The following is an 18617-nucleotide window of genomic DNA, read 5'->3' on the forward strand; positions in this document are numbered from 1 at the left end:
TTGTTGCTAATGACTATTTTTTTGCATTAAGGCGGTCAACTTCGGCGTCCAGATCTTCCAACTTCGCTTTCATCTGCTCACGGACTAAATTTGCTAGCTCTCGAGTGTTTTCTTTAGCGTAACCTTCTGTTTTTATTGGTGGCAACATCTCTACAATAACGTGGCCATTGTTCCAACGATTAAACTTTATTTTACCTTGAGTCGAGCTGCAGACAATCGGGATGATAGGAACACCAGCACCTATAGCGGCGTGAAATGCACCCGTTTTAAATGGCAGTAATCCACGTCCTCGTGAACGTGTACCTTCTGGAAACATCCAGACCGATACATCACTCGATTTCATACTATCCACCACCTGATCGATCGTACCTTTCGCTTTCGAACGATTGAAGCGATCAATAAGAATGTTTCCCGTGATCCAATAAAGTTGGCCGAACAGCGGAACCCAAACCAAACTTTTTTTCCCAACCGTCACCACTCTCGGTGTTACTGCTGCGGACACAGTAAATAGATCCCAATTATTTTGGTGATTTGCTACGTACAAGTTTTGGCCTCTTTCATACGCATCTTCTGGAAATCTTAATTCCAACTTAAACCCGAAGATACTGGCCATCTTGCAAAATTTACCACCGATAATGTAAACCAACTTCGGGTTACGTGGTGTAAGCAAGCTATACCCACAACCAAATACAAACATGAATACTGCAAATATTATCACTGCAATAACACGTAATAATGCAACCATTTAACTTCTCCGCGATGGTTAGTTGTACAAAATAGTTAAAAATCAAAAAGCCGAAATCATCTAGATTTCGGCTTTCAATGAATAAAGTTTATTAACTAGATTCACTAAACCGTTCTATTTGAGCGCCAAGCTTATTTAGCTTGTTCTCTATTTTTTCGTAACCACGATCAATATGATAAATTCGGTCAACAATTGTTTCGCCTTTCGCAATACACCCAGCGATAACTAAACTTGCAGAAGCACGAAGGTCCGTTGCCATTACTTGAGCAGCACTGAGTTCTTCAACATCACCACATATAACCGTATTGCCTTCAACTTCTGCTTTTGCACCCATACGTTGTAATTCAGGTACATGCATAAAACGATTTTCAAAGATAGTTTCAGTGATAACACCACCACCTTTAGCCATCATATTCAATAGCGTAAATTGAGCTTGCATATCGGTTGGAAAGCCGGGATGAGGCGCTGTTCTGATCGAAACAGCTTTTAGCTCACGTTCCGTCATATCAAGGCTTATCCAATCTTCACCCGTTTCAATCTTAGCCCCTGCTTCTTCTAACTTAGCTAATACCGCTTCAAGCAGAGACGATTGCGTTTTTTTACACACTATTTTGCCACCAGAAACCGCAGCCGCGACAAGGAATGTTCCTGTTTCTATACGATCAGGTAATACTGAGTGCTTGCCACCACCTAGACGTTCTACGCCTTCAATAGTAATCGTATCACCACCTGCACCAGAGATTTTTGCGCCTATTGTATTAAGAAATTGGGCGGTATCTTCGATCTCAGGTTCTCGCGCCGCATTATCTAGAACCGTTGTTCCTTCAGCTAACGCAGCTGCACACATCACAGTGATAGTTGCACCAACACTTACCTTGTCCATGACAATATGTGCGCCTTTTAAGCGACCATCGACTTCAGCCTTAACATAGCCTTCATCAAGGGTGATAGTAGCACCTAATTGTTCTAGGCCATGGATATGTAGATCAACAGGTCGAGCGCCTATTGCACATCCACCAGGAAGAGATACTTGTCCTTTGCCAAAACGGGCGACTAATGGACCTAACGCCCAAATAGAGGCTCGCATTGTTTTCACTAAATCATATGGTGCGCAATATTCGTCTATCGTGCTGCTATCCACATGAACCGATCCATTGCGACTGACTTTTGCACCAAGGCGCTTAAGCAGTTCCATGGTCGTATCAATGTCTTTTAATTTAGGTACATTCGATACTTCAACCGGTTCTTCGGCCAAGATTGCTGCAAATAAAATTGGTAAGGCCGCGTTTTTTGCTCCGCCGATTTCAACTTCACCACTAAGTGGTTGATGGGAACCTGTAACTCTAAACTTTTCCATATAAACCTTATAACGACATCAATTTCTTGTCGCGTTCCCACTCTTCTGGAGTAAACGCTTTAATTGTAACTGCATGAATATCATTTCTCTGAATGTATTCCATCAGAGGAGAGTAAATTAATTGTTGTTTTTTGACTCGACTTAGAGTCGCAAAACACGCGTCAATCGCGATGACTTCAAATTGACTTCCGCTACCTTTTACATGAATCTCTTGAATTTCAAGAGCTTCTTCTAGAATTTTTTTTACGTCTATACTTTCCACGATAGATCCCATCTATTTTTTTATATGATTAACCAACATGGTTTCTATGTTGCTCAATTGGAATAATGTTCGCAACTGCTCCGGCACGAAGCTGAGCATTATATGACAGTTTGAATTTTTTGCATGCTGAATTAGATGAATTAACATAGCCATTCCAGCTGAATCTATTCGGTGAGCCTGTTCAAGAGAGACTTCACATTCAGGTTGAGTCGGTGTCCAGCCTTGAATATACACCCAAACGCTAGGGACAGTGTCTCGAGTAAGTTCCCCTGAAAGAGCATAGCCATTGGCGTTTGCTTGCCATTGACACTCACTCATTTTGCCTCGCCTTCAAATCGAATAGGCCTAGCGGACAAAACCATAAGTTCTTGAGAAACAGACGGAATACCTTCCTTTCTTATTTTTGAACCCCACTCCGACTGCTTGCTTGATAATAGACTCACGCCTTCTGCTACAATATCGAAAGCTAACCACTCTCCGGTTTTCTTATTTTTTCTCAGCTTAAATTCAAGCCGAATATCAGGCCTTGGAGCGTCAACAACATCAACCTTAACACTCGTAATTCTCTTATTTGCGTCGACCGCTTTTTTGGGTTCAAATTGAACGATTTGATCAGAGTACAATGTTAAGACCTGCGCATACGAAGTAACGAGGTATTCACGAAAAGCGACAACGAACTCTTTAACATTCTCTCTATTTTTCTCTTTTTTGAGATGGCTACCCAATACCTTTAGCGCTGAGTATCGATAGTCGATATAAGGCATAAGTTCTTCTTCTACTACAACCTTTAATCTCTCAGGATTTTCTCTAATACTCTCATTTTCCACTTTTAAGCGGTCAAATAAATTCTGAGACACTTCCTTTATCATCTCGTAAGGTTGAGTTTTATCGATATCTTGCGCGTAACTATTACCCGAAATAACGGCCATCACAATGACCATTTGAATAATCTGTTTTATCCAACTCATACCCATTACTCCTCGTCAGAACCATTAACGCTGTATAAAACTTGTCCAATGAGATCTTCCAATACCAACGCCGATTTGGTGTCCTCAATAAAATCGCCATTACCGAGCATTTCAATATCACCATCGACAAAGCCAGGTATAAGTCCAATATATTGCTCACCAATCAAACCAGAGGTCAAAATCTCTGCGCTTGATGTTTCAGGAAATTGCCCATATTGGTCTTCGATAGATAAAGTAACCAGAGGTGTAAACGTCTCTTTGTCTAAATTAATAGCACTTACTCTCCCCACCACGACACCACCAATTTTTACTGGTGAGCGTACTTTAAGGCTTCCAATGTTATCGAAGTAAGCTTGTAGATTGTAGGCGTTCCCTGAGCTTAACCCGGTGACATTTGCTACTTTAAATATCATGATTAAAACAGCGATTACACCAGCCAATACAAAAGCACCGACCCATAATTCCAATTTACGTGTTTGTTGCATTATCAATTCCCGAACATCAACGCTGTTAAGACAAAATCCAGTCCTAAAACGGCTAAAGAAGAGTGCACTACTGTGCGTGTTGTCGCTTTACTTATACCTTCCGATGTTGGTATCGCATCATAGCCGTTAAATAAAGCAATCCAAGTGATGGTAATTGCAAAAACCATACACTTTATAAAACTGTTACCTACATCTCGTCCCAGTTGAACGGATGATTGTATTGCTGACCAAAAACTACCATGGTCGACACCTTTCCAATCCACACCTACAATTTGACCGCCCCAGATGCCGACAGTAATGAAAATCATAGCGAGCAGTGGCATAGAGATCAACCCAGCCCAGAACCTTGGAGCGATGACCCGTTTTAATGGGTCGACTGCCATCATTTCAAGGCTAGAAATTTGCTCTGTTGCCTTCATTAAACCGATTTCAGCCGTAAGTGCTGAACCCGCTCTACCTGCAAACAGTAACGCTGTGACCACCGGCCCTAATTCTCTCAAGAGCGAAAGCGTCACCATCTGCCCCAAGCTGCCTTCTGCCCCATAATCAATTAAAACAACAAAACCTTGAAGGCTTAGTACCATGCCTATAAACAAACCAGAAACGACAATAATAGCGAGAGATTGGACACCAATATTGTAGAGTTGTTTGATTAATAGTGGAAAATTTTTAATTGGGTGCGGTCGATTAAAAATAGCGCCACTCAACATGATTGTCGCTCGGCCAAAAGATTGACAACGGTTTATCGCATTGGCACCCAAACTTTCTAAATAATTCAATAAAGGATTAAGCATTCTAATTTAAATCCTCTTCAATTGGCTTCGCTGGGAATCGAAATGGTACCGGACCATCCGCATGCCCCATTAAAAACTGTTGGACCATAGGATCCGGATTCTCTCTTAATTCTTGCGGTGAACCGGATGTTATTATACGTCCATCGGCCAGTAAATAAACTTGGTCAGCAATGCTCATCACTTCAGGCACATCATGAGATACCACAATAGAGGTTAATCCCAACGCTTGATTTAAGCTTCTAATTAACTGAACCAGCACACCCATCGTTATTGGGTCTTGTCCTACAAATGGTTCATCGTACATGATCAGTTCAGGGTCAAGGGCAATCGCTCTGGCCAGTGCAGCCCGACGAGCCATGCCACCAGAAAGTTCACTCGGCATTAATTCTTCCGCTCCGCGAAGCCCAACTGCTTCAAGTTTAAGAGTAACAAGCGTGTTGATTAACTCTTCAGACAATTGTGTGTGTTCACGTAAAGGGAAGGCTACGTTATCGAATACGTTAAGATCCGTAAATAGAGCGCCAGATTGAAATAGCATGCTCATTTTTTTTCTGGCTTGGTAAAGTTGGTTTCTTCTTAGACTAGGAATATTTTGGTTATCAAACCAAATTTCACCTGACTCGGGTAAAATCTGACCACCAATAAGTCGTAACAATGTCGTTTTACCGATACCAGACGGACCCATAATTGCTGTAATCTTCCCTTCGGGCACAGTCAGATTAACATTATCAAATATGGTACGGTCTCCCCGGCTAAAGGTAAGATTTTTAATTATCACAAAATCTTTTACTGACATAGACTCACTTTTCTAATTGGCTGATACTGTTAAAGCTATCAATTTAAACGATATAATATCGACAATCTTGGTTAAGATACATAAGATTCAGATTCTAACCTTATTTCGACTAGAATTAGTACTCTTTCTAGGCGTATAATTCATGAATTGAGCTAAGGAATGCCCTGATTTGACTTTTGTAACTGAAAAGCGGGAAAACATTCCCACATTAAATTCTTCAAAATTAAACTTCCCTTTTAAATCGCTGAAAGTAAAATTAGCGGCCACTTGTTTAATAGTGCAATTTTGTAGGAATCATCATGCTTGAAGCTGTTATTTTTCTCGTAGTGGGTTTAATCTTTTTAGTCTGGAGTGCCGATAAGCTCGTTTTTGGTGCGGCAGCATTAGCTAAAAATATTGGTATATCCCCACTTGTTATCGGTATGACCATATTGGCGATGGGCTCTTCAGCCCCAGAAATGATGGTGTCCGCCACAGCTTCTCTGGCAGGAAAATCCGACACAGCTGTCGGTAATGTTTTGGGATCTAATATTGCCAATATTGCTCTAATACTGGGTATTACCGCATTAGTTAAACCTCTTTCTATCAGTTCCGGCGTTATTCGTCGTGAACTTCCTCTTATGATCATAGTCACTCTATTAGCCGGTGTTATTCTTTGGGATAGCCACTTGGGTTTTTATGAGGGTGTGCTCTTATTCGTGCTTTTCGGAGCATTTATAATCGCAATGCTCCGAATTAGCCATAAAGAGAAGCGTAATGGTGATTCATTTATAGAGGATCAAGAATCTGAAATACCCGATGGGGTTAGTAATATCAAAGCCGGTATGTGGGTTGTTATCGGCTTAGTTATACTCCCTATTGCTGCTGATACCTTAGTCGACAACGCGGTCGTTATTGCAAAATATTTCGGCATGAGTGATTTGGTTATTGGTTTAACTATCATTGCGATAGGGACTAGCCTACCAGAATTAGCTGCTTCCCTTGCAGGCGTATTGAAAGGGGAAGACGATATGGCCGTCGGCAATATCATTGGTTCTAATGTCTTCAACATATTGGCAGTGATGGGTATTCCTGGAATTCTAAACCCATCTATATTGAGTGAGCATGCTATGGCAAGAGACTTTTGGGTCATGCTAGCGGTTTCACTCTTATTGGTACTTTTTGCACTAGGTAAGTCACGCAGTATCAACCGAATAGAAGCTGGCATACTGCTTGTTTGTTTTATTAGTTACCAGGTTTATCTATTTACAAATATGAGCGCATAACTAAATCGTTGCTATTTACTGAACAGGAGTTTTTTTACACATGTCCACGTTTGACTATAAAAGTGCAGCTAAAAAGGTACTAGATACTGAAGTTGCAGGACTTCAACAATTAGTCCAATACTTCAATGACGACTTCTGCTCAGCATGTGATTTGATCCTTAACAATAAAGGCAAAGTCGTTGTAATGGGGATGGGGAAGTCTGGACATATAGGAAACAAGATAGCAGCAACGTTAGCGAGTACAGGCACCTCTGCATTTTTCGTTCACCCAGGTGAAGCCGCGCATGGCGATTTGGGAATGATAGAACCGACGGATATCGTTATCGCCATCTCGAACTCTGGTGAGTCTGCCGAACTACTGTCTCTTTTTCCTGTATTAAAACGATTGAACATAAAACTCATTAGTATGACAGGCAAACCCCAGTCAACCATGGCAAACCTGTCGGATATTCATCTACAGATCACCGTGCCAGAAGAAGCGTGTCCACTGGGCCAAGCGCCAACAAGCAGTACAACAGCTACACTTGTCATGGGGGATGCCTTAGCGGTGTCTTTACTTCAGGCTAGAGGCTTTACCTCTGAAGACTTTGCATTGTCTCACCCAGGCGGTGCATTAGGAAGAAAACTGCTTCTTAAGCTTAAGGATATTATGCGTACCGGCGAAAATATGCCAAAAGTGAGCGAATCAGCTCTAATTAGAGATGCGCTGATCGAGATATCTCAAAAAGGATTAGGTATGACAGCCATTGTTAACCAGTCCAACAAAGTCTTGGGTATATTTACAGATGGTGATTTAAGACGGTTATTAGATGAACAAGTTGATGTTTACTCAACCAAAATTGGTGATGTCATGTCCAAGAACCCGACAATGGCGGCGCCGAACATGCTTGCTGTAGAAGGAGTCAATATGATGCAAGCAAAACAAATTACCAGCTTGTTGTTATGTGAAGACGATATATTAGTTGGGGCTCTTAACATGCATGATTTATTAAAGGCAGGAGTAATGTAGTGCCAGATTTGTCAAAAAACAATCTTGTGGACACGATTTATGGTTCGGTATCAAAAGATATTATCGCCATTGCAAAAGAAATTAAACTACTCATCTGTGACGTTGATGGCGTATTTTCTGACGGATTGATTTACATGGGCAATCAAGGCGAAGAAATAAAGACCTTCCATACTCGTGATGGCTATGGTGTGAAATCGCTTATGAATGCTGGTATCGAAATCGCGATAATTACTGGTCGAAAATCACAAATCGTCGAGAATAGAATGAGAGCATTAGGTATAAACCTGATCTATCAAGGACAAGATGACAAAGTAAAGGCATATCAAGATATCTGTTCTAAAATTAATGTCTCACCTGAATTTACTGGCTATATTGGCGATGACCTTATCGACTGGCCAGTAATGGAAAAAGTAGCGCTCAAAGTTTGTGTTGCAGATGGTCATCCATTACTTGCTAAACGTGCCAACTACGTTACCCATATCAAGGGCGGCCATGGTGCAGTACGTGAGGTATGCGATCTCATATTGGAAGCAAGAAACGAATTGGACGTGCATAAAGGTTTGAGCATATGAGTATTTCTCGCGTTCTTTACACCATGATTTTTTTAGTAGCGGCTTACTCAGCTTATTACTTGTTTGGTGCAAGAAACGTAGAAGTAATTCAGGTTATCCCCGATATTGAAGTACCTGCGCTTAGCGGTCGAAATGTCGATAATACAAATTACAACGATATTGGCACCAGAAGCTATCGAATTACATCTGGTTATCTAGATCATTATGCGGTAAGTGGCGACACCAAATTTGAGTACCCCGTTCTTTATATTTATAGAGACGGCGAAATCCAAGAATGGGAAGTCACCGCTGACCGTGGCATTCTAGATAAGGACCATGTCCTCACTCTATACGATAACGTTCTAGCAAAAAATTTATTACCTGATGCTGGTTTTGATACTATGGCAACAGACAGACTTTCTATTCACTTAGATAATAGAGATTTTTGGGCCGATAACCCGGTGTTATTAGTCGGCCCAACATTTGAAAACAAAGGACAAGCGATGAAAGGTAATTTTGGAAAAAACATCGCCACTCTGTTCAACCATGTACAAGGTAGATATGAAACTCTCACACCTTAGTCTTATCGCTTGTCTGCTTGCGACAAGCCACGCCTATGCACTTAAGTCTGATTCGGATCAGCCTATTTATATAGACTCCGACACTCAGAACCTTGATATGAAAAGTAATACCGTTACTTTTACAGGGGATGTAAAACTCAAGCAAGGCAGTATAAACATCAATGCTGACAAACTTATTGTCATTCGTAATCCAGAAGATGGGTCGTTAAGAGAGATTGAGGGCTATGGCAACCCTGCAACATTTTCTCAGTTGACTGATGATGGGAATACATTAAACGGACAATCCAAAGAGCTCTACTACAATGTTAATGATGACCAATTAACAATGATTACTGATGCCGTACTGTCTCAAGATGAAAGTATTATAAAGGGAAACAAAATTACATACAAAATTGGCTCACAAAAACTCACCGCAGACAGTGGTGCAGGTGAACGAGTAAAAACCGTTCTTCAACCAACACAAACGACTAAGCAATAATATGGCAATATTAAAAGCAGAGCATTTAGCCAAGAGCTATAAGAATCGAAAAGTCGTTGCCGATGTGAGCTTGACCGTAGAATCAGGACAGATCGTCGGTCTACTCGGCCCAAACGGAGCCGGTAAAACAACCTCCTTTTATATGATTGTTGGACTTGTCGCACGTGATGAAGGGAGAATTATGATTGATGATAACGACATTAGTATTCTTCCTATGCATAGTCGATCACGTATGGGGATAGGCTACCTCCCCCAAGAAGCATCCATATTTCGAAAACTGTCGGTTGAAGACAATATTATGGCGGTTCTAGAAACTCGAAAAGAACTGAGCCGTGAAGACAGACAAGACAGAATGGAAGATCTGTTGGATGAGTTCAATATCCAACACATCAGAAAAAGTGCGGGAATGGCTTTGTCGGGAGGCGAACGTCGGCGAGTTGAGATAGCCAGAGCCTTAGCCGCCAATCCGGAGTTCATCTTATTAGATGAACCATTCGCAGGGGTTGACCCGATATCCGTCATTGACATTAAAAAAATCATAGAGCATTTACGAGACAGAGGCTTAGGTGTACTTATCACCGATCACAATGTTCGCGAAACACTCGACGTATGTGAGAAAGCTTACATAGTAAGTCAAGGCCACCTCATTGCAGAAGGGACACCAGATCAAGTTCTCAACAATGAACAGGTGAAACAGGTTTATCTCGGGGAGCAATTCCGTCTATGATTAAAGTAATAAAGAAAATGGATTTATTTGGTGTCTAATTTTAAGCGCCAAAAATAAGAACAAGGCTCTAAATACTGGATGAAACCATCATTACAACTCAAGCTTGGCCAACAACTTGCTATGACGCCCCAGTTGCAGCAAGCCATTCGCTTGTTGCAACTGTCGACTTTAGACTTGCAGCAAGAGATCCAAGAAGCTTTAGAATCTAACCCTTTACTCGACGTTGATGAAGGCCCTGAAGAGGCGACGATTCCTGATAACAATGAAAAAGCCAAAGATGACTCGTCTACAGAGGTCGCGGTCGAAGTATCAAGCGAACCTGACGTTCCAGACAGCTCTGAAGTTATTGAAAAATCAGAAATTTCTGACGACTTAGAAATGGATGCCTCATGGGATGACGTTTATAGTGCGAACACGGGTAGTACCGGAATAGCACTCGATGACGACATGCCTGTTTACCAAGGTGAAACCACTCAAAGCCTTCAAGATTACTTATTATGGCAACTCGACTTAACACCATTTTCAGAAACTGACCAAACGATTGCAACCGCGATCATCGACGCTGTTGATAACTATGGGTACCTCACCGTTTCTGTGGAAGAAATCCTAGAAAGCGTCAGTAGTGAAGATGTCGAATTGGACGAAGTTGAAGCGGTACTAAAACGAGTCCAACAGTTTGACCCATTAGGCGTCGCCTCTCGTAACCTTCAAGAATGTTTACTGCTTCAGCTCGTCACGTATCCAGAAAGTACGCCTTGGTTAGCTGAAACAAAACTGATCTTAACCAACCATATCGACCAGTTAGGTAATCGCGATTACAAACTAATCTTAAAAGAAAGTAAGCTAAAAGAAGACCAGCTTCGCGAAGTCATGCAATTGATTCAACAGCTTGATCCTCGCCCTGGTAGCTCGATCACACCAGATGAAACAGAATATGTCATTCCTGATGTTTCTGTTCTTAAAGATAAAGGCAAGTGGTCAGTCACGATAAACCCAGACAGCGTTCCAAGGCTGAAAGTAAATCAACAGTATGCCGCGATGGGCAAAGGCAATAGTGTCGATAGCCAATTTATTCGCAGTAATCTGCAAGAAGCAAAATGGTTAATCAAAAGTTTAGAGAGTCGCAATGAGACCTTATTAAAGGTTTCCCGCTGTATTGTTGAACACCAGCAGGACTTCTTTGAATTTGGAGAAGAAGCAATGAAGCCAATGGTACTTAACGATATTGCCTTGGCTGTCGAGATGCATGAGTCGACTATATCTAGGGTTACGACCCAGAAATTTATGCATACTCCAAGAGGTATTTTTGAACTCAAGTATTTTTTCTCAAGCCATGTAAGTACCGACAATGGTGGAGAATGTTCATCAACGGCAATTCGAGCATTAATTAAGAAGCTGGTCGCGGCAGAGAACGCGGCCAAACCACTAAGTGATAGCAAGATTGCCGCACTGTTAGCTGACCAAGGGATACAGGTAGCAAGACGAACCATAGCAAAATATCGAGAATCTTTGGGTATTTCCCCATCGAGTCAGCGTAAACGCCTACTCTAGGCATCGAAAATAAGGAAAGTCTATGCAAATCAATATTAAAGGACATCATGTTGAGATTACCGATTCAATGCAGGACTACGTAAATTCTAAATTTCAAAAATTAGAGCGTTTTTTCGAACATATAAATAATGTTCATGTGGTATTACGCGTAGAAAAAGTGCACCATATCGCAGAAGCAACACTACATGTCAGCCAAGGCGATATCCATGCGACAGCAGACGAAGAGAACATGTATGCTGCGATAGACTCTTTAGTCGATAAATTAGTACGTCAGTTAAACAAACATAAAGAAAAACTAAATAATCATTAACTATGCAAATTAACCAAGTACTATCATTGGACTGCACTAAAAGTGCCGTCCAATGTACAAGCAAAAAACGCGCTTTAGAACTCATAAGCCAGATAGCAGCGGAACATACCGGAAAAAGTTCAAACGAACTGTTTGAATGTATGCTCAACCGAGAAAAAATGGGTAGTACTGGAATTGGCAACGGGATAGCCATTCCACACGCCAGAATGATGGCGGCGGACGAAGCCGTTGCTATTCTTGTTCAGTGCAGCGAACCGATTGAGTTCGACTCTATTGATAATAAGCCCGTCGATCTGTTATTTGCCCTTCTTGTTCCTGATGCACAATGTAAAGAGCACCTAAAAACGCTTTCCTCAATGGCTGAGCGCCTAAGCAACAAACAGGTTCTAAAACAGCTCAGAGCAGCGCAAAGCGATAAAGAGCTTTTCGAGGTAATGATAAATAACGCATGAATGGTGTAACTCAACCGGATGATACTGCCCACTTAGTTATTATTAGTGGTCAATCTGGCGCAGGGAAAAGCGTCGCATTAAGAGTGCTTGAGGATCTAGGTTATTATACAGTTGATAACCTACCGATAGATTTACTCGACCAATTTATCAATTCGACGAAAAACAGTCGGCAAAATGTCGCCGTCAGTATCGATATTAGAAATCTGCCAAATAATCCAGATTTTTTCACCCAAAAACTAACGGAATTGAGAGAGTCGACTGAATTGACGCTCTTCTTTTTAGGTGCAAGCCCTACCTCTCTATTAAAACGATACAGCGAAACAAGGCGTATTCATCCTCTTTCACTTGGTAAAGATAAGCTCTCTCTTGATCAAGCCATTGAGAAGGAAAGCGTATTGTTAGAGTACGTAAAGGAGCAGGCTGATCTAGTGATAGATAGTAGTGACCAATCTCTACACGATTTAAGTGAACTGGTTCGAATGAGAATCTTAGGCCGCGAGAGGCAAGAACTGGTTATGGTATTTGAGTCTTTCGGCTTTAAATATGGCTTACCTCATGATGCTGACTATATATTCGATGTTCGTTTCTTGCCCAATCCACACTGGGAGCCTGCGCTAAGATCATTCACTGGTTTAGATAAACCCGTAATCGATTTCCTTAAAACTCAACATTCTGTCACTGAGTTAAAGCAAGACATACAACTGTTTATACAGAAATGGCTTCCATCTTTAGAGAAGAATAACCGAAGTTATCTTACCGTGGCGATTGGTTGTACTGGCGGAAAGCATCGTTCTGTGTTTATAACACAACAACTTGGTGAATATTTCAAAGCCCAAGGTAAGCAAGTACAGATCAGACATACCAGTATCGAAAAGCTCAGAGGGTAGATTATTGACTCAAAAATGCAGTAAAACAGTACTTATTCAAAATCGTTTAGGCCTACATGCGAGAGCGGCGGTCAAACTAGTTGAACTTGCCCAAAGTTACGATGCAGATATCTCAGTTAGTAATGAAGAAAATAAAGAAATGTCAGCTGACAGCGTCATGGGTTTAATCATGCTGGAGTCTTCACAAGGTCAATACGTCACTGTTTCCGCCCGAGGTGCCGATGCCTCCATCGCTCTAGACGCCGTGTGTGAGTTAATCGAATCTAAATTTGAAGAAGATGAGTAGTCTATACTTTTCATACTCAATCAATTGCAATTTTTCAAAAAATCCTACTTGGTAATAAGATCTTATTAAATAAGGGGTAAAATTAGGTTACTATTCACAAATTGTAATCACTAACTCATGTCGGGGGAAGAAAATGGCGGAGCCGCAACAAGAACTCGATCAAGCCCAACAAGCTCACCAAACCCTACAAGAAGTCAGCGATGCACTCGATAGTGGTCGCTTTGTCCATGTCCGTCGTCAACTCCAAGACATGGAACCAGAAGACATTGCCCATCTTTTAGAATCCTCTCCACGAAAATCTCGAGATGTACTTTGGCAATTAACCGATCCTGAAGACTATGGTGAAATCCTTGATGAGCTAAATGAGGATGTAAAAGATGGTCTTGTATCCCAAATGGCGCCTGAGAAGCTTGCAGAAGCGACAGAAGGCATGGATACCGATGACTTAGCCTATGTACTTCGAAGCCTGCCTGACAATGTGTCCAAAGAGATTCTGGACCAAATGGATATCTCTGACAGGTTTCGAGTAGAAACCGCTCTTGCCTATCCTGAAGATACCGCTGGTGGGATGATGAATACCGACGTTACCACTATTCGTGGAGACGTTGAACTAGACGTAGTATTGCGCTATTTGCGCATGAAAGGCGAACTCCCTGATGTCACCGATGCATTGTATGTCATCGATGAAGATAGCCGTCTTATTGGACACCTTTCTCTGACCACTTTGATCACCACACAACCTGATGTTCAAGTCAGTGAAGTGATGGATGATGCCGATGAGGCGATTCCCGTCGATACGAGTGATTCCGATGTCGCGAGCTTATTCGAACGCCGTGACTGGGTGTCAGCCCCTGTTGTCGATGAAAATCAACACCTTGTTGGCCGTATTACCATCGATGACGTAGTCGATATCATCCGTGAGGACGCTGAGCATTCAATGATGAGCTTGGCGGGTATGGATGACGACGAAGACACCTTTGCCCCTGTTTTTAAATCGACGAAACGACGAAGCGTGTGGTTAGGTGCTAACGTACTTGCCGCACTCGCTGCTGCATCGGTTTCCAATATGTTTGAAGCCACGCTTGAACAGATGGCGGCTATCGCGGTATTAATGACAATAGTCCCTTCTATGGGCGGGGTGGCCGGAAACCAAACCGTGGCACTTGTTATTAGAGGTTTAGCACTTGGTCATATCGGTGACAGTAATAAAAAAGAATTACTACTCAAAGAAGCGGCTATTGGTTTTTTAAACGGATTACTTTGGGCCTTCATTATTGGCGGAATAGTCGTGGTTTGGAAAGGTGATTGGTTGCTTGGTGGGATCATAGCGGCTGCAATGTTGACGAATTTAATTGTTGCTGGGATCGCTGGTGTGACTATCCCTATACTGCTTAAGAAAATGAAAATTGACCCAGCATTAGCGGGTGGGATGGCACTGACTACCATCACTGATGTCATTGGTTTGTCGGTCTTTTTGGGCTTAGCGACTGTATTTATTTAGGTTAGAATTACATACTAATTTAAAGTCACATATTGATTCAGAACACATAATGCCTAGGGTGAAAACCCTCGGCATTATGTGTTAATTTCTTACTACCTACTCCCCAGCCACCTTCATCGATTCAATCAAGATTGAACCTGTTTGAATCTGAGAACGTGTTTCAATGTCGGAGCCCACAGCAACAATCTGTTTAAACATATCTTTCAGATTACCGGCGATAGTAATCTCAGATACTGGATATTGAATCTCACCATTTTCCACCCAGAACCCAGCGGCTCCACGAGAATAATCGCCAGTCACCACATTCACACCCTGCCCCATCAACTCAGTCACGAGAAGTCCTGTTCCGAGTTCTTTTAGCATCTGTTGGAAATCTTGCCCTGTCGGTTTCACATACCAGTTATGAATACCACCAGCATGACCCGTAGGCGTCATATTTAGCTTGCGAGCAGAATAACTCGTCAACAGGTAGGTAGCCAGTATCCCGTCAGTGATAATAGAGCGGTCTTGAGTAAACACGCCTTCACTATCAAATGGGCTAGAGGCCAATCCTTTGAGCACATGAGGTTTTTCTTCAATACTAAACCAATCCGGAAGAACCTTCGTTCCTAGGGCGTCTAGTAAAAATGAGGATTTACGATATAAGTTACCTCCGCTAATCGCCATCACCAAATGGCCAATTAACCCAGTAGCAGCATCGGCAGCAAATAGGATAGGATATTTACCGGTCCCAATTTTGCGTGCATCTAGGCGAGCCAGAGTTTTCTCTGAAGAGCTTATTCCCACCCTTTCTGGTGTCCATAAATCACCAACGGCGCGCGCTACGCTATAGTCGTAATCGCGCTCCATTACACCATTCTTTCCTTCACCAATCATGACACAACTAATGCTATGACGGCTGGAAGCATAGCTGGCGAGCAAACCATGGCTATTACCGTAAACTTTTAAACCATAATGACTGTCATAACTTGCACCATCACTTTGTTTGATCTTGTCGCTGTACTCTAGCGCGGCAGTTTCCGCAGCGATCGCGATTTTAGCTGCTCTATCAGGATCCGGTTCGTCTGGATGAAAAAGATCTAAGTCTGGAATTTCTTTGACCATCAACTCTTTCGGTGCAGGACCAGAAAATGGGTCTTCGGATGTATACCTTGCAATATCAAGCGCCGCTTCAACCGTTTGTTGAATCGCTCTTTCACTTAAATCTGAGGTGGATGCACTACCTTTACATTGACCGCGGTAAACTGTAATACCTAATGCACCGTCACTATTAAATTCAACATTTTCAACTTCACACATACGAGTCGATACACTAATACCCGTTGTCTTGGTAATAGCAACTTCAGCGGCATCCGCCGTACCTGTAGCAAGCTTAAGGGCTTTTTCAACAGCAAGTTCGAGATCTATTTTTTGCTGGGCAATCTGTTGTTTAACATCCATAATTTTCGTTCTTTGTAGATTATCTTTGCTTAGAGTAACAAGCTTTTCACTTTCTCCCCATAATTCTTGCTAAAATAGTGTCATATCTCTCTAGATAACTGCGAGAATCTAACAAAATGGCAAGAAAAAACCAAAAAGCACCATGGGAAGAAGAAGAAGAAATCATCTGGGTAAGTAAGACCGAGATGAAAAATGATATGGAAGCGCTGCAAGAACTAGGAGTGGGGCTCGTTGGCTTAAAACCCTCTGTGTTAGAAAAATTTCCACTTCCAGACTTGCTACGAATAGCAATAATTGACGCGCAACGTTTTAAGAATGAGGCGAAACGCCGTCAGTTACAGTACATCGGTAAGCTAATGCGAACGATAGAGGTTGAGCCAATACAGGCTGCTTTGGATAAATATCTAAATAAGCACTCTCAGGCAACCTTTGAATTGCATAAGCTAGAGCAACTCAGAGACAGCTTAGTGGAGCAAGGCGACGTTGTCCTCAATGAGATAATAGAAACTTACCCTAGCGCTGATAGGCAGCGTATGCGCCAACTTTACTTACAAGCAAACCGAGAAAAGAAAGCGAATAAACCACCAAAAGCCTACAGAGAGATCTTTCAGGTACTCAAAGAATTGAAGGAATTAAAGGAAACATCAGAATAATTCCACAATCAATAACTGGACTAGCATAGCTGCTAGTCCAAATTAACCTTTCATCTACACCATTTAGTAACCGCTACTCCGTACCACCAACAGTAATAGAATCTAATTTCAATGTTGGTTGCCCAACGCCAACTGGTACACTTTGACCTGCTTTACCACACACACCGACACCTTTGTCTAAAGAGAGATCATTGCCAACCATAGAGACTTGCTGCATCGCTTCTATACCCGAACCAATAAGCGTCGCACCTTTTACAGGCCGAGTAATCTTACCATTCTCAATCAAATAGGCTTCCGACGTCGAGAAAACAAATTTTCCTGAGGTTATATCTACCTGACCGCCACCAAAGTTTGGTGCATATATCCCTTTTTTCACCGTCGAGATAATCTCTTCTGGGGTATGTTCGCCTGGTAACATATAGGTATTTGTCATTCGTGGCATTGGCAAATGCGCATAAGATTCTCTGCGCCCATTACCCGTAGGATTAACGCCCATAAGGTGAGCATTGTGTTTGTCTTGGATATAGCCTTTAAGTACACCATTTTCGATAAGTGTATTGTATTGCCCTTGAACACCTTCATCATCAATATTTAGTGAACCACGTCGATCCACCATGGTGCCATCATCAACAATAGTGCAGAGTTCTGATGTAACTTTATCCCCGATTTTACCAGAAAATACGGAAGAACCTTTGCGATTAAAGTCACCTTCTAATCCATGCCCTACCGCTTCATGTAGCAATACGCCGGGCCAACCACTACCCAATACAACTGGCATCGCACCAGCAGGTGCTGCATCGGCTTCTAAATTAACTAAAGCTTGCCTTATGGCTTCATCTGCAAAGGTATAAGCCGCCTTCCTACCGTTTTCATCTGAAATGAAATTGTCGTACCCATAACGACCACCACCACCGGAACTACCACGCTCTCTGCGGTCACCTTTAATGGCCAATACGCTAATAGAAAGTCTCACTAAAGGTCGTATGTCTGCGGCATAGGTACCATCCGTTGCAGCCACGAGAATTTGCTCATAGACACCACTCAGGCTAACCGAAACTTCCTGAACCAAAGGTTCTTTGGTTCGAATGTAGGCATCAAGTTCTTTTAGCAAATCAATTTTTTGCTGCTTTTCTAAACTTTCTAGCGGATTGACATCTGAATAGCTATGGCTATTAGAAGTACGACTAAAGGTTTTAACTTGCCCAGACTGACCTTGCTGTGCAATACCTTTCGCAGCCACAGCACTTTGCATTAGGCTATCTAACTGAATCTGATCAGAATAAGCAAAACCTGTTTTTTCTCCGGTGATGGCTCTAACCCCAACGCCGCGGTCGATATTAAATGATCCATCTTTAATAATGCGATCTTCCAATACTAAGGATTCATGCCAACTAGATTGAAAATAAATGTCGGCATAGTCAATCTGGCGCGTAGCAATACTCGCTAGCGTATCCGCAATATTTTGTTCGGTTAAACCAGAGGAGGTGAGTAAATCATTTTCTACACGATTAATGGTCAT

Annotated in this window: 23 protein-coding genes; 13 read left to right on the top strand and 10 right to left on the bottom strand. The window is 42.1% G+C overall.

The window, feature by feature from the left end; translation table 11 throughout:
• Positions 1–13 precede the first annotated feature (13 nt).
• The 8 genes from AACW90_RS07320 to mlaF form a co-directional block, all read right to left on the bottom strand.
• The gene (locus tag AACW90_RS07320) at positions 14–745 is read right to left on the bottom strand and encodes a 1-acylglycerol-3-phosphate O-acyltransferase (protein WP_390232750.1); all 732 of its coding nucleotides are present in this window, start codon (positions 743–745) and stop codon (positions 14–16) included.
• Between the two features lie 91 nt (positions 746–836).
• Positions 837–2102 carry a UDP-N-acetylglucosamine 1-carboxyvinyltransferase gene (gene murA, locus AACW90_RS07325; protein ID WP_195704439.1) on the bottom strand — a complete coding sequence of 422 codons (1266 nt, stop codon included), beginning with the start codon at positions 2100–2102 and terminating at the stop codon, positions 837–839.
• A gap of 7 nt (positions 2103–2109) precedes the next feature.
• A complete protein-coding gene (ibaG, locus tag AACW90_RS07330; protein WP_390232752.1) occupies positions 2110–2364 on the bottom strand; it encodes a BolA family iron metabolism protein IbaG in 255 nt (84 codons plus the stop codon).
• A gap of 12 nt (positions 2365–2376) precedes the next feature.
• Positions 2377–2682: an STAS domain-containing protein gene (locus AACW90_RS07335; RefSeq protein WP_390232754.1), complete on the bottom strand. Its 306-nt coding sequence runs from the start codon at positions 2680–2682 to the stop codon at positions 2377–2379.
• Positions 2679–3305: an ABC transporter substrate-binding protein gene (locus tag AACW90_RS07340; protein WP_390232896.1), complete on the bottom strand. Its 627-nt coding sequence runs from the start codon at positions 3303–3305 to the stop codon at positions 2679–2681. Before AACW90_RS07340 ends, AACW90_RS07335 begins: the two co-directional genes overlap by 4 nt.
• Before the next feature lie 32 nt (positions 3306–3337).
• Positions 3338–3817, bottom strand: coding sequence for an outer membrane lipid asymmetry maintenance protein MlaD (mlaD, locus tag AACW90_RS07345; RefSeq protein ID WP_390232756.1), 480 nt, complete (start codon positions 3815–3817; stop codon positions 3338–3340).
• A 2-nt stretch (positions 3818–3819) separates the two neighbouring features.
• Complete coding sequence (mlaE, locus tag AACW90_RS07350; protein ID WP_390232758.1) at positions 3820–4611, bottom strand: lipid asymmetry maintenance ABC transporter permease subunit MlaE; 792 nt, start codon at positions 4609–4611, stop codon at positions 3820–3822.
• A 1-nt stretch (position 4612) separates the two neighbouring features.
• Positions 4613–5407 (bottom strand): phospholipid ABC transporter ATP-binding protein MlaF, encoded by a 795-nt coding sequence (mlaF, locus tag AACW90_RS07355; protein ID WP_390232760.1) that lies wholly within the window; start codon positions 5405–5407, stop codon positions 4613–4615.
• A gap of 299 nt (positions 5408–5706) precedes the next feature.
• On the opposite strand from mlaF, the gene AACW90_RS07360 reads away from it, so the two are divergent.
• The 12 genes from AACW90_RS07360 to mgtE all read left to right on the top strand — a co-directional run bounded on the left by AACW90_RS07360 (position 5707) and on the right by mgtE (position 15005).
• Positions 5707–6672 carry a calcium/sodium antiporter gene (locus AACW90_RS07360; protein WP_390232762.1) on the top strand — a complete coding sequence of 322 codons (966 nt, stop codon included), beginning with the start codon at positions 5707–5709 and terminating at the stop codon, positions 6670–6672.
• Positions 6673–6712: 40 nt separating this feature from the next.
• Complete coding sequence (gene kdsD, locus AACW90_RS07365; RefSeq protein ID WP_390232764.1) at positions 6713–7681, top strand: arabinose-5-phosphate isomerase KdsD; 969 nt, start codon at positions 6713–6715, stop codon at positions 7679–7681.
• 8 nt (positions 7682–7689) lie between these two features.
• A complete protein-coding gene (kdsC, locus tag AACW90_RS07370; protein WP_390232898.1) occupies positions 7690–8253 on the top strand; it encodes a 3-deoxy-manno-octulosonate-8-phosphatase KdsC in 564 nt (187 codons plus the stop codon).
• Complete coding sequence (gene lptC / locus AACW90_RS07375; RefSeq protein ID WP_390232766.1) at positions 8250–8813, top strand: LPS export ABC transporter periplasmic protein LptC; 564 nt, start codon at positions 8250–8252, stop codon at positions 8811–8813. The genes kdsC and lptC overlap by 4 nt, the downstream gene beginning before the upstream one ends.
• Entirely contained in the window at positions 8794–9291 is a 498-nt protein-coding gene (gene lptA / locus AACW90_RS07380) for a lipopolysaccharide transport periplasmic protein LptA (RefSeq protein ID WP_390232768.1), read from the top strand. Before lptC ends, lptA begins: the two co-directional genes overlap by 20 nt.
• A gap of 1 nt (position 9292) precedes the next feature.
• A complete protein-coding gene (gene lptB, locus AACW90_RS07385) occupies positions 9293–10018 on the top strand; it encodes an LPS export ABC transporter ATP-binding protein (protein WP_195704450.1) in 726 nt (241 codons plus the stop codon).
• A gap of 78 nt (positions 10019–10096) precedes the next feature.
• Positions 10097–11569 (top strand): RNA polymerase factor sigma-54, encoded by a 1473-nt coding sequence (locus AACW90_RS07390; protein WP_390232770.1) that lies wholly within the window; start codon positions 10097–10099, stop codon positions 11567–11569.
• A gap of 22 nt (positions 11570–11591) precedes the next feature.
• Positions 11592–11879: a ribosome hibernation promoting factor gene (hpf, locus tag AACW90_RS07395; protein ID WP_195704452.1), complete on the top strand. Its 288-nt coding sequence runs from the start codon at positions 11592–11594 to the stop codon at positions 11877–11879.
• Positions 11880–11881: 2 nt separating this feature from the next.
• Complete coding sequence (gene ptsN, locus AACW90_RS07400; protein WP_195704453.1) at positions 11882–12331, top strand: PTS IIA-like nitrogen regulatory protein PtsN; 450 nt, start codon at positions 11882–11884, stop codon at positions 12329–12331.
• On the top strand, positions 12328–13218 hold the full coding sequence (gene rapZ, locus AACW90_RS07405; protein ID WP_275134929.1) for an RNase adapter RapZ: 891 nt from the start codon (positions 12328–12330) through the stop codon (positions 13216–13218). The genes ptsN and rapZ overlap by 4 nt, the downstream gene beginning before the upstream one ends.
• Positions 13219–13222: 4 nt before the next feature.
• Positions 13223–13504 carry an HPr family phosphocarrier protein gene (locus AACW90_RS07410; protein ID WP_390232773.1) on the top strand — a complete coding sequence of 94 codons (282 nt, stop codon included), beginning with the start codon at positions 13223–13225 and terminating at the stop codon, positions 13502–13504.
• 133 nt (positions 13505–13637) lie between these two features.
• Positions 13638–15005 carry a magnesium transporter gene (gene mgtE, locus AACW90_RS07415; RefSeq protein WP_275134931.1) on the top strand — a complete coding sequence of 456 codons (1368 nt, stop codon included), beginning with the start codon at positions 13638–13640 and terminating at the stop codon, positions 15003–15005.
• 96 nt (positions 15006–15101) lie between these two features.
• Here the strand turns inward: mgtE and pmbA are convergent, their stop codons facing one another.
• Entirely contained in the window at positions 15102–16445 is a 1344-nt protein-coding gene (gene pmbA / locus AACW90_RS07420) for a metalloprotease PmbA (protein ID WP_390232775.1), read from the bottom strand.
• A 116-nt stretch (positions 16446–16561) separates the two neighbouring features.
• Here pmbA and yjgA point away from each other — a divergent pair, with 116 nt between their 5' ends.
• Entirely contained in the window at positions 16562–17098 is a 537-nt protein-coding gene (gene yjgA, locus AACW90_RS07425) for a ribosome biogenesis factor YjgA (RefSeq protein WP_390232776.1), read from the top strand.
• 73 nt (positions 17099–17171) lie between these two features.
• Here yjgA and tldD read toward each other — a convergent pair whose 3' ends face one another.
• Positions 17172–18617 (bottom strand): metalloprotease TldD, encoded by a 1446-nt coding sequence (tldD, locus tag AACW90_RS07430; RefSeq protein ID WP_390232779.1) that lies wholly within the window; start codon positions 18615–18617, stop codon positions 17172–17174.

The sequence above is a fragment of the Vibrio frigidus genome (assembly GCF_042465995.1).
Lineage (GTDB): Bacteria > Pseudomonadota > Gammaproteobacteria > Enterobacterales > Vibrionaceae > Vibrio.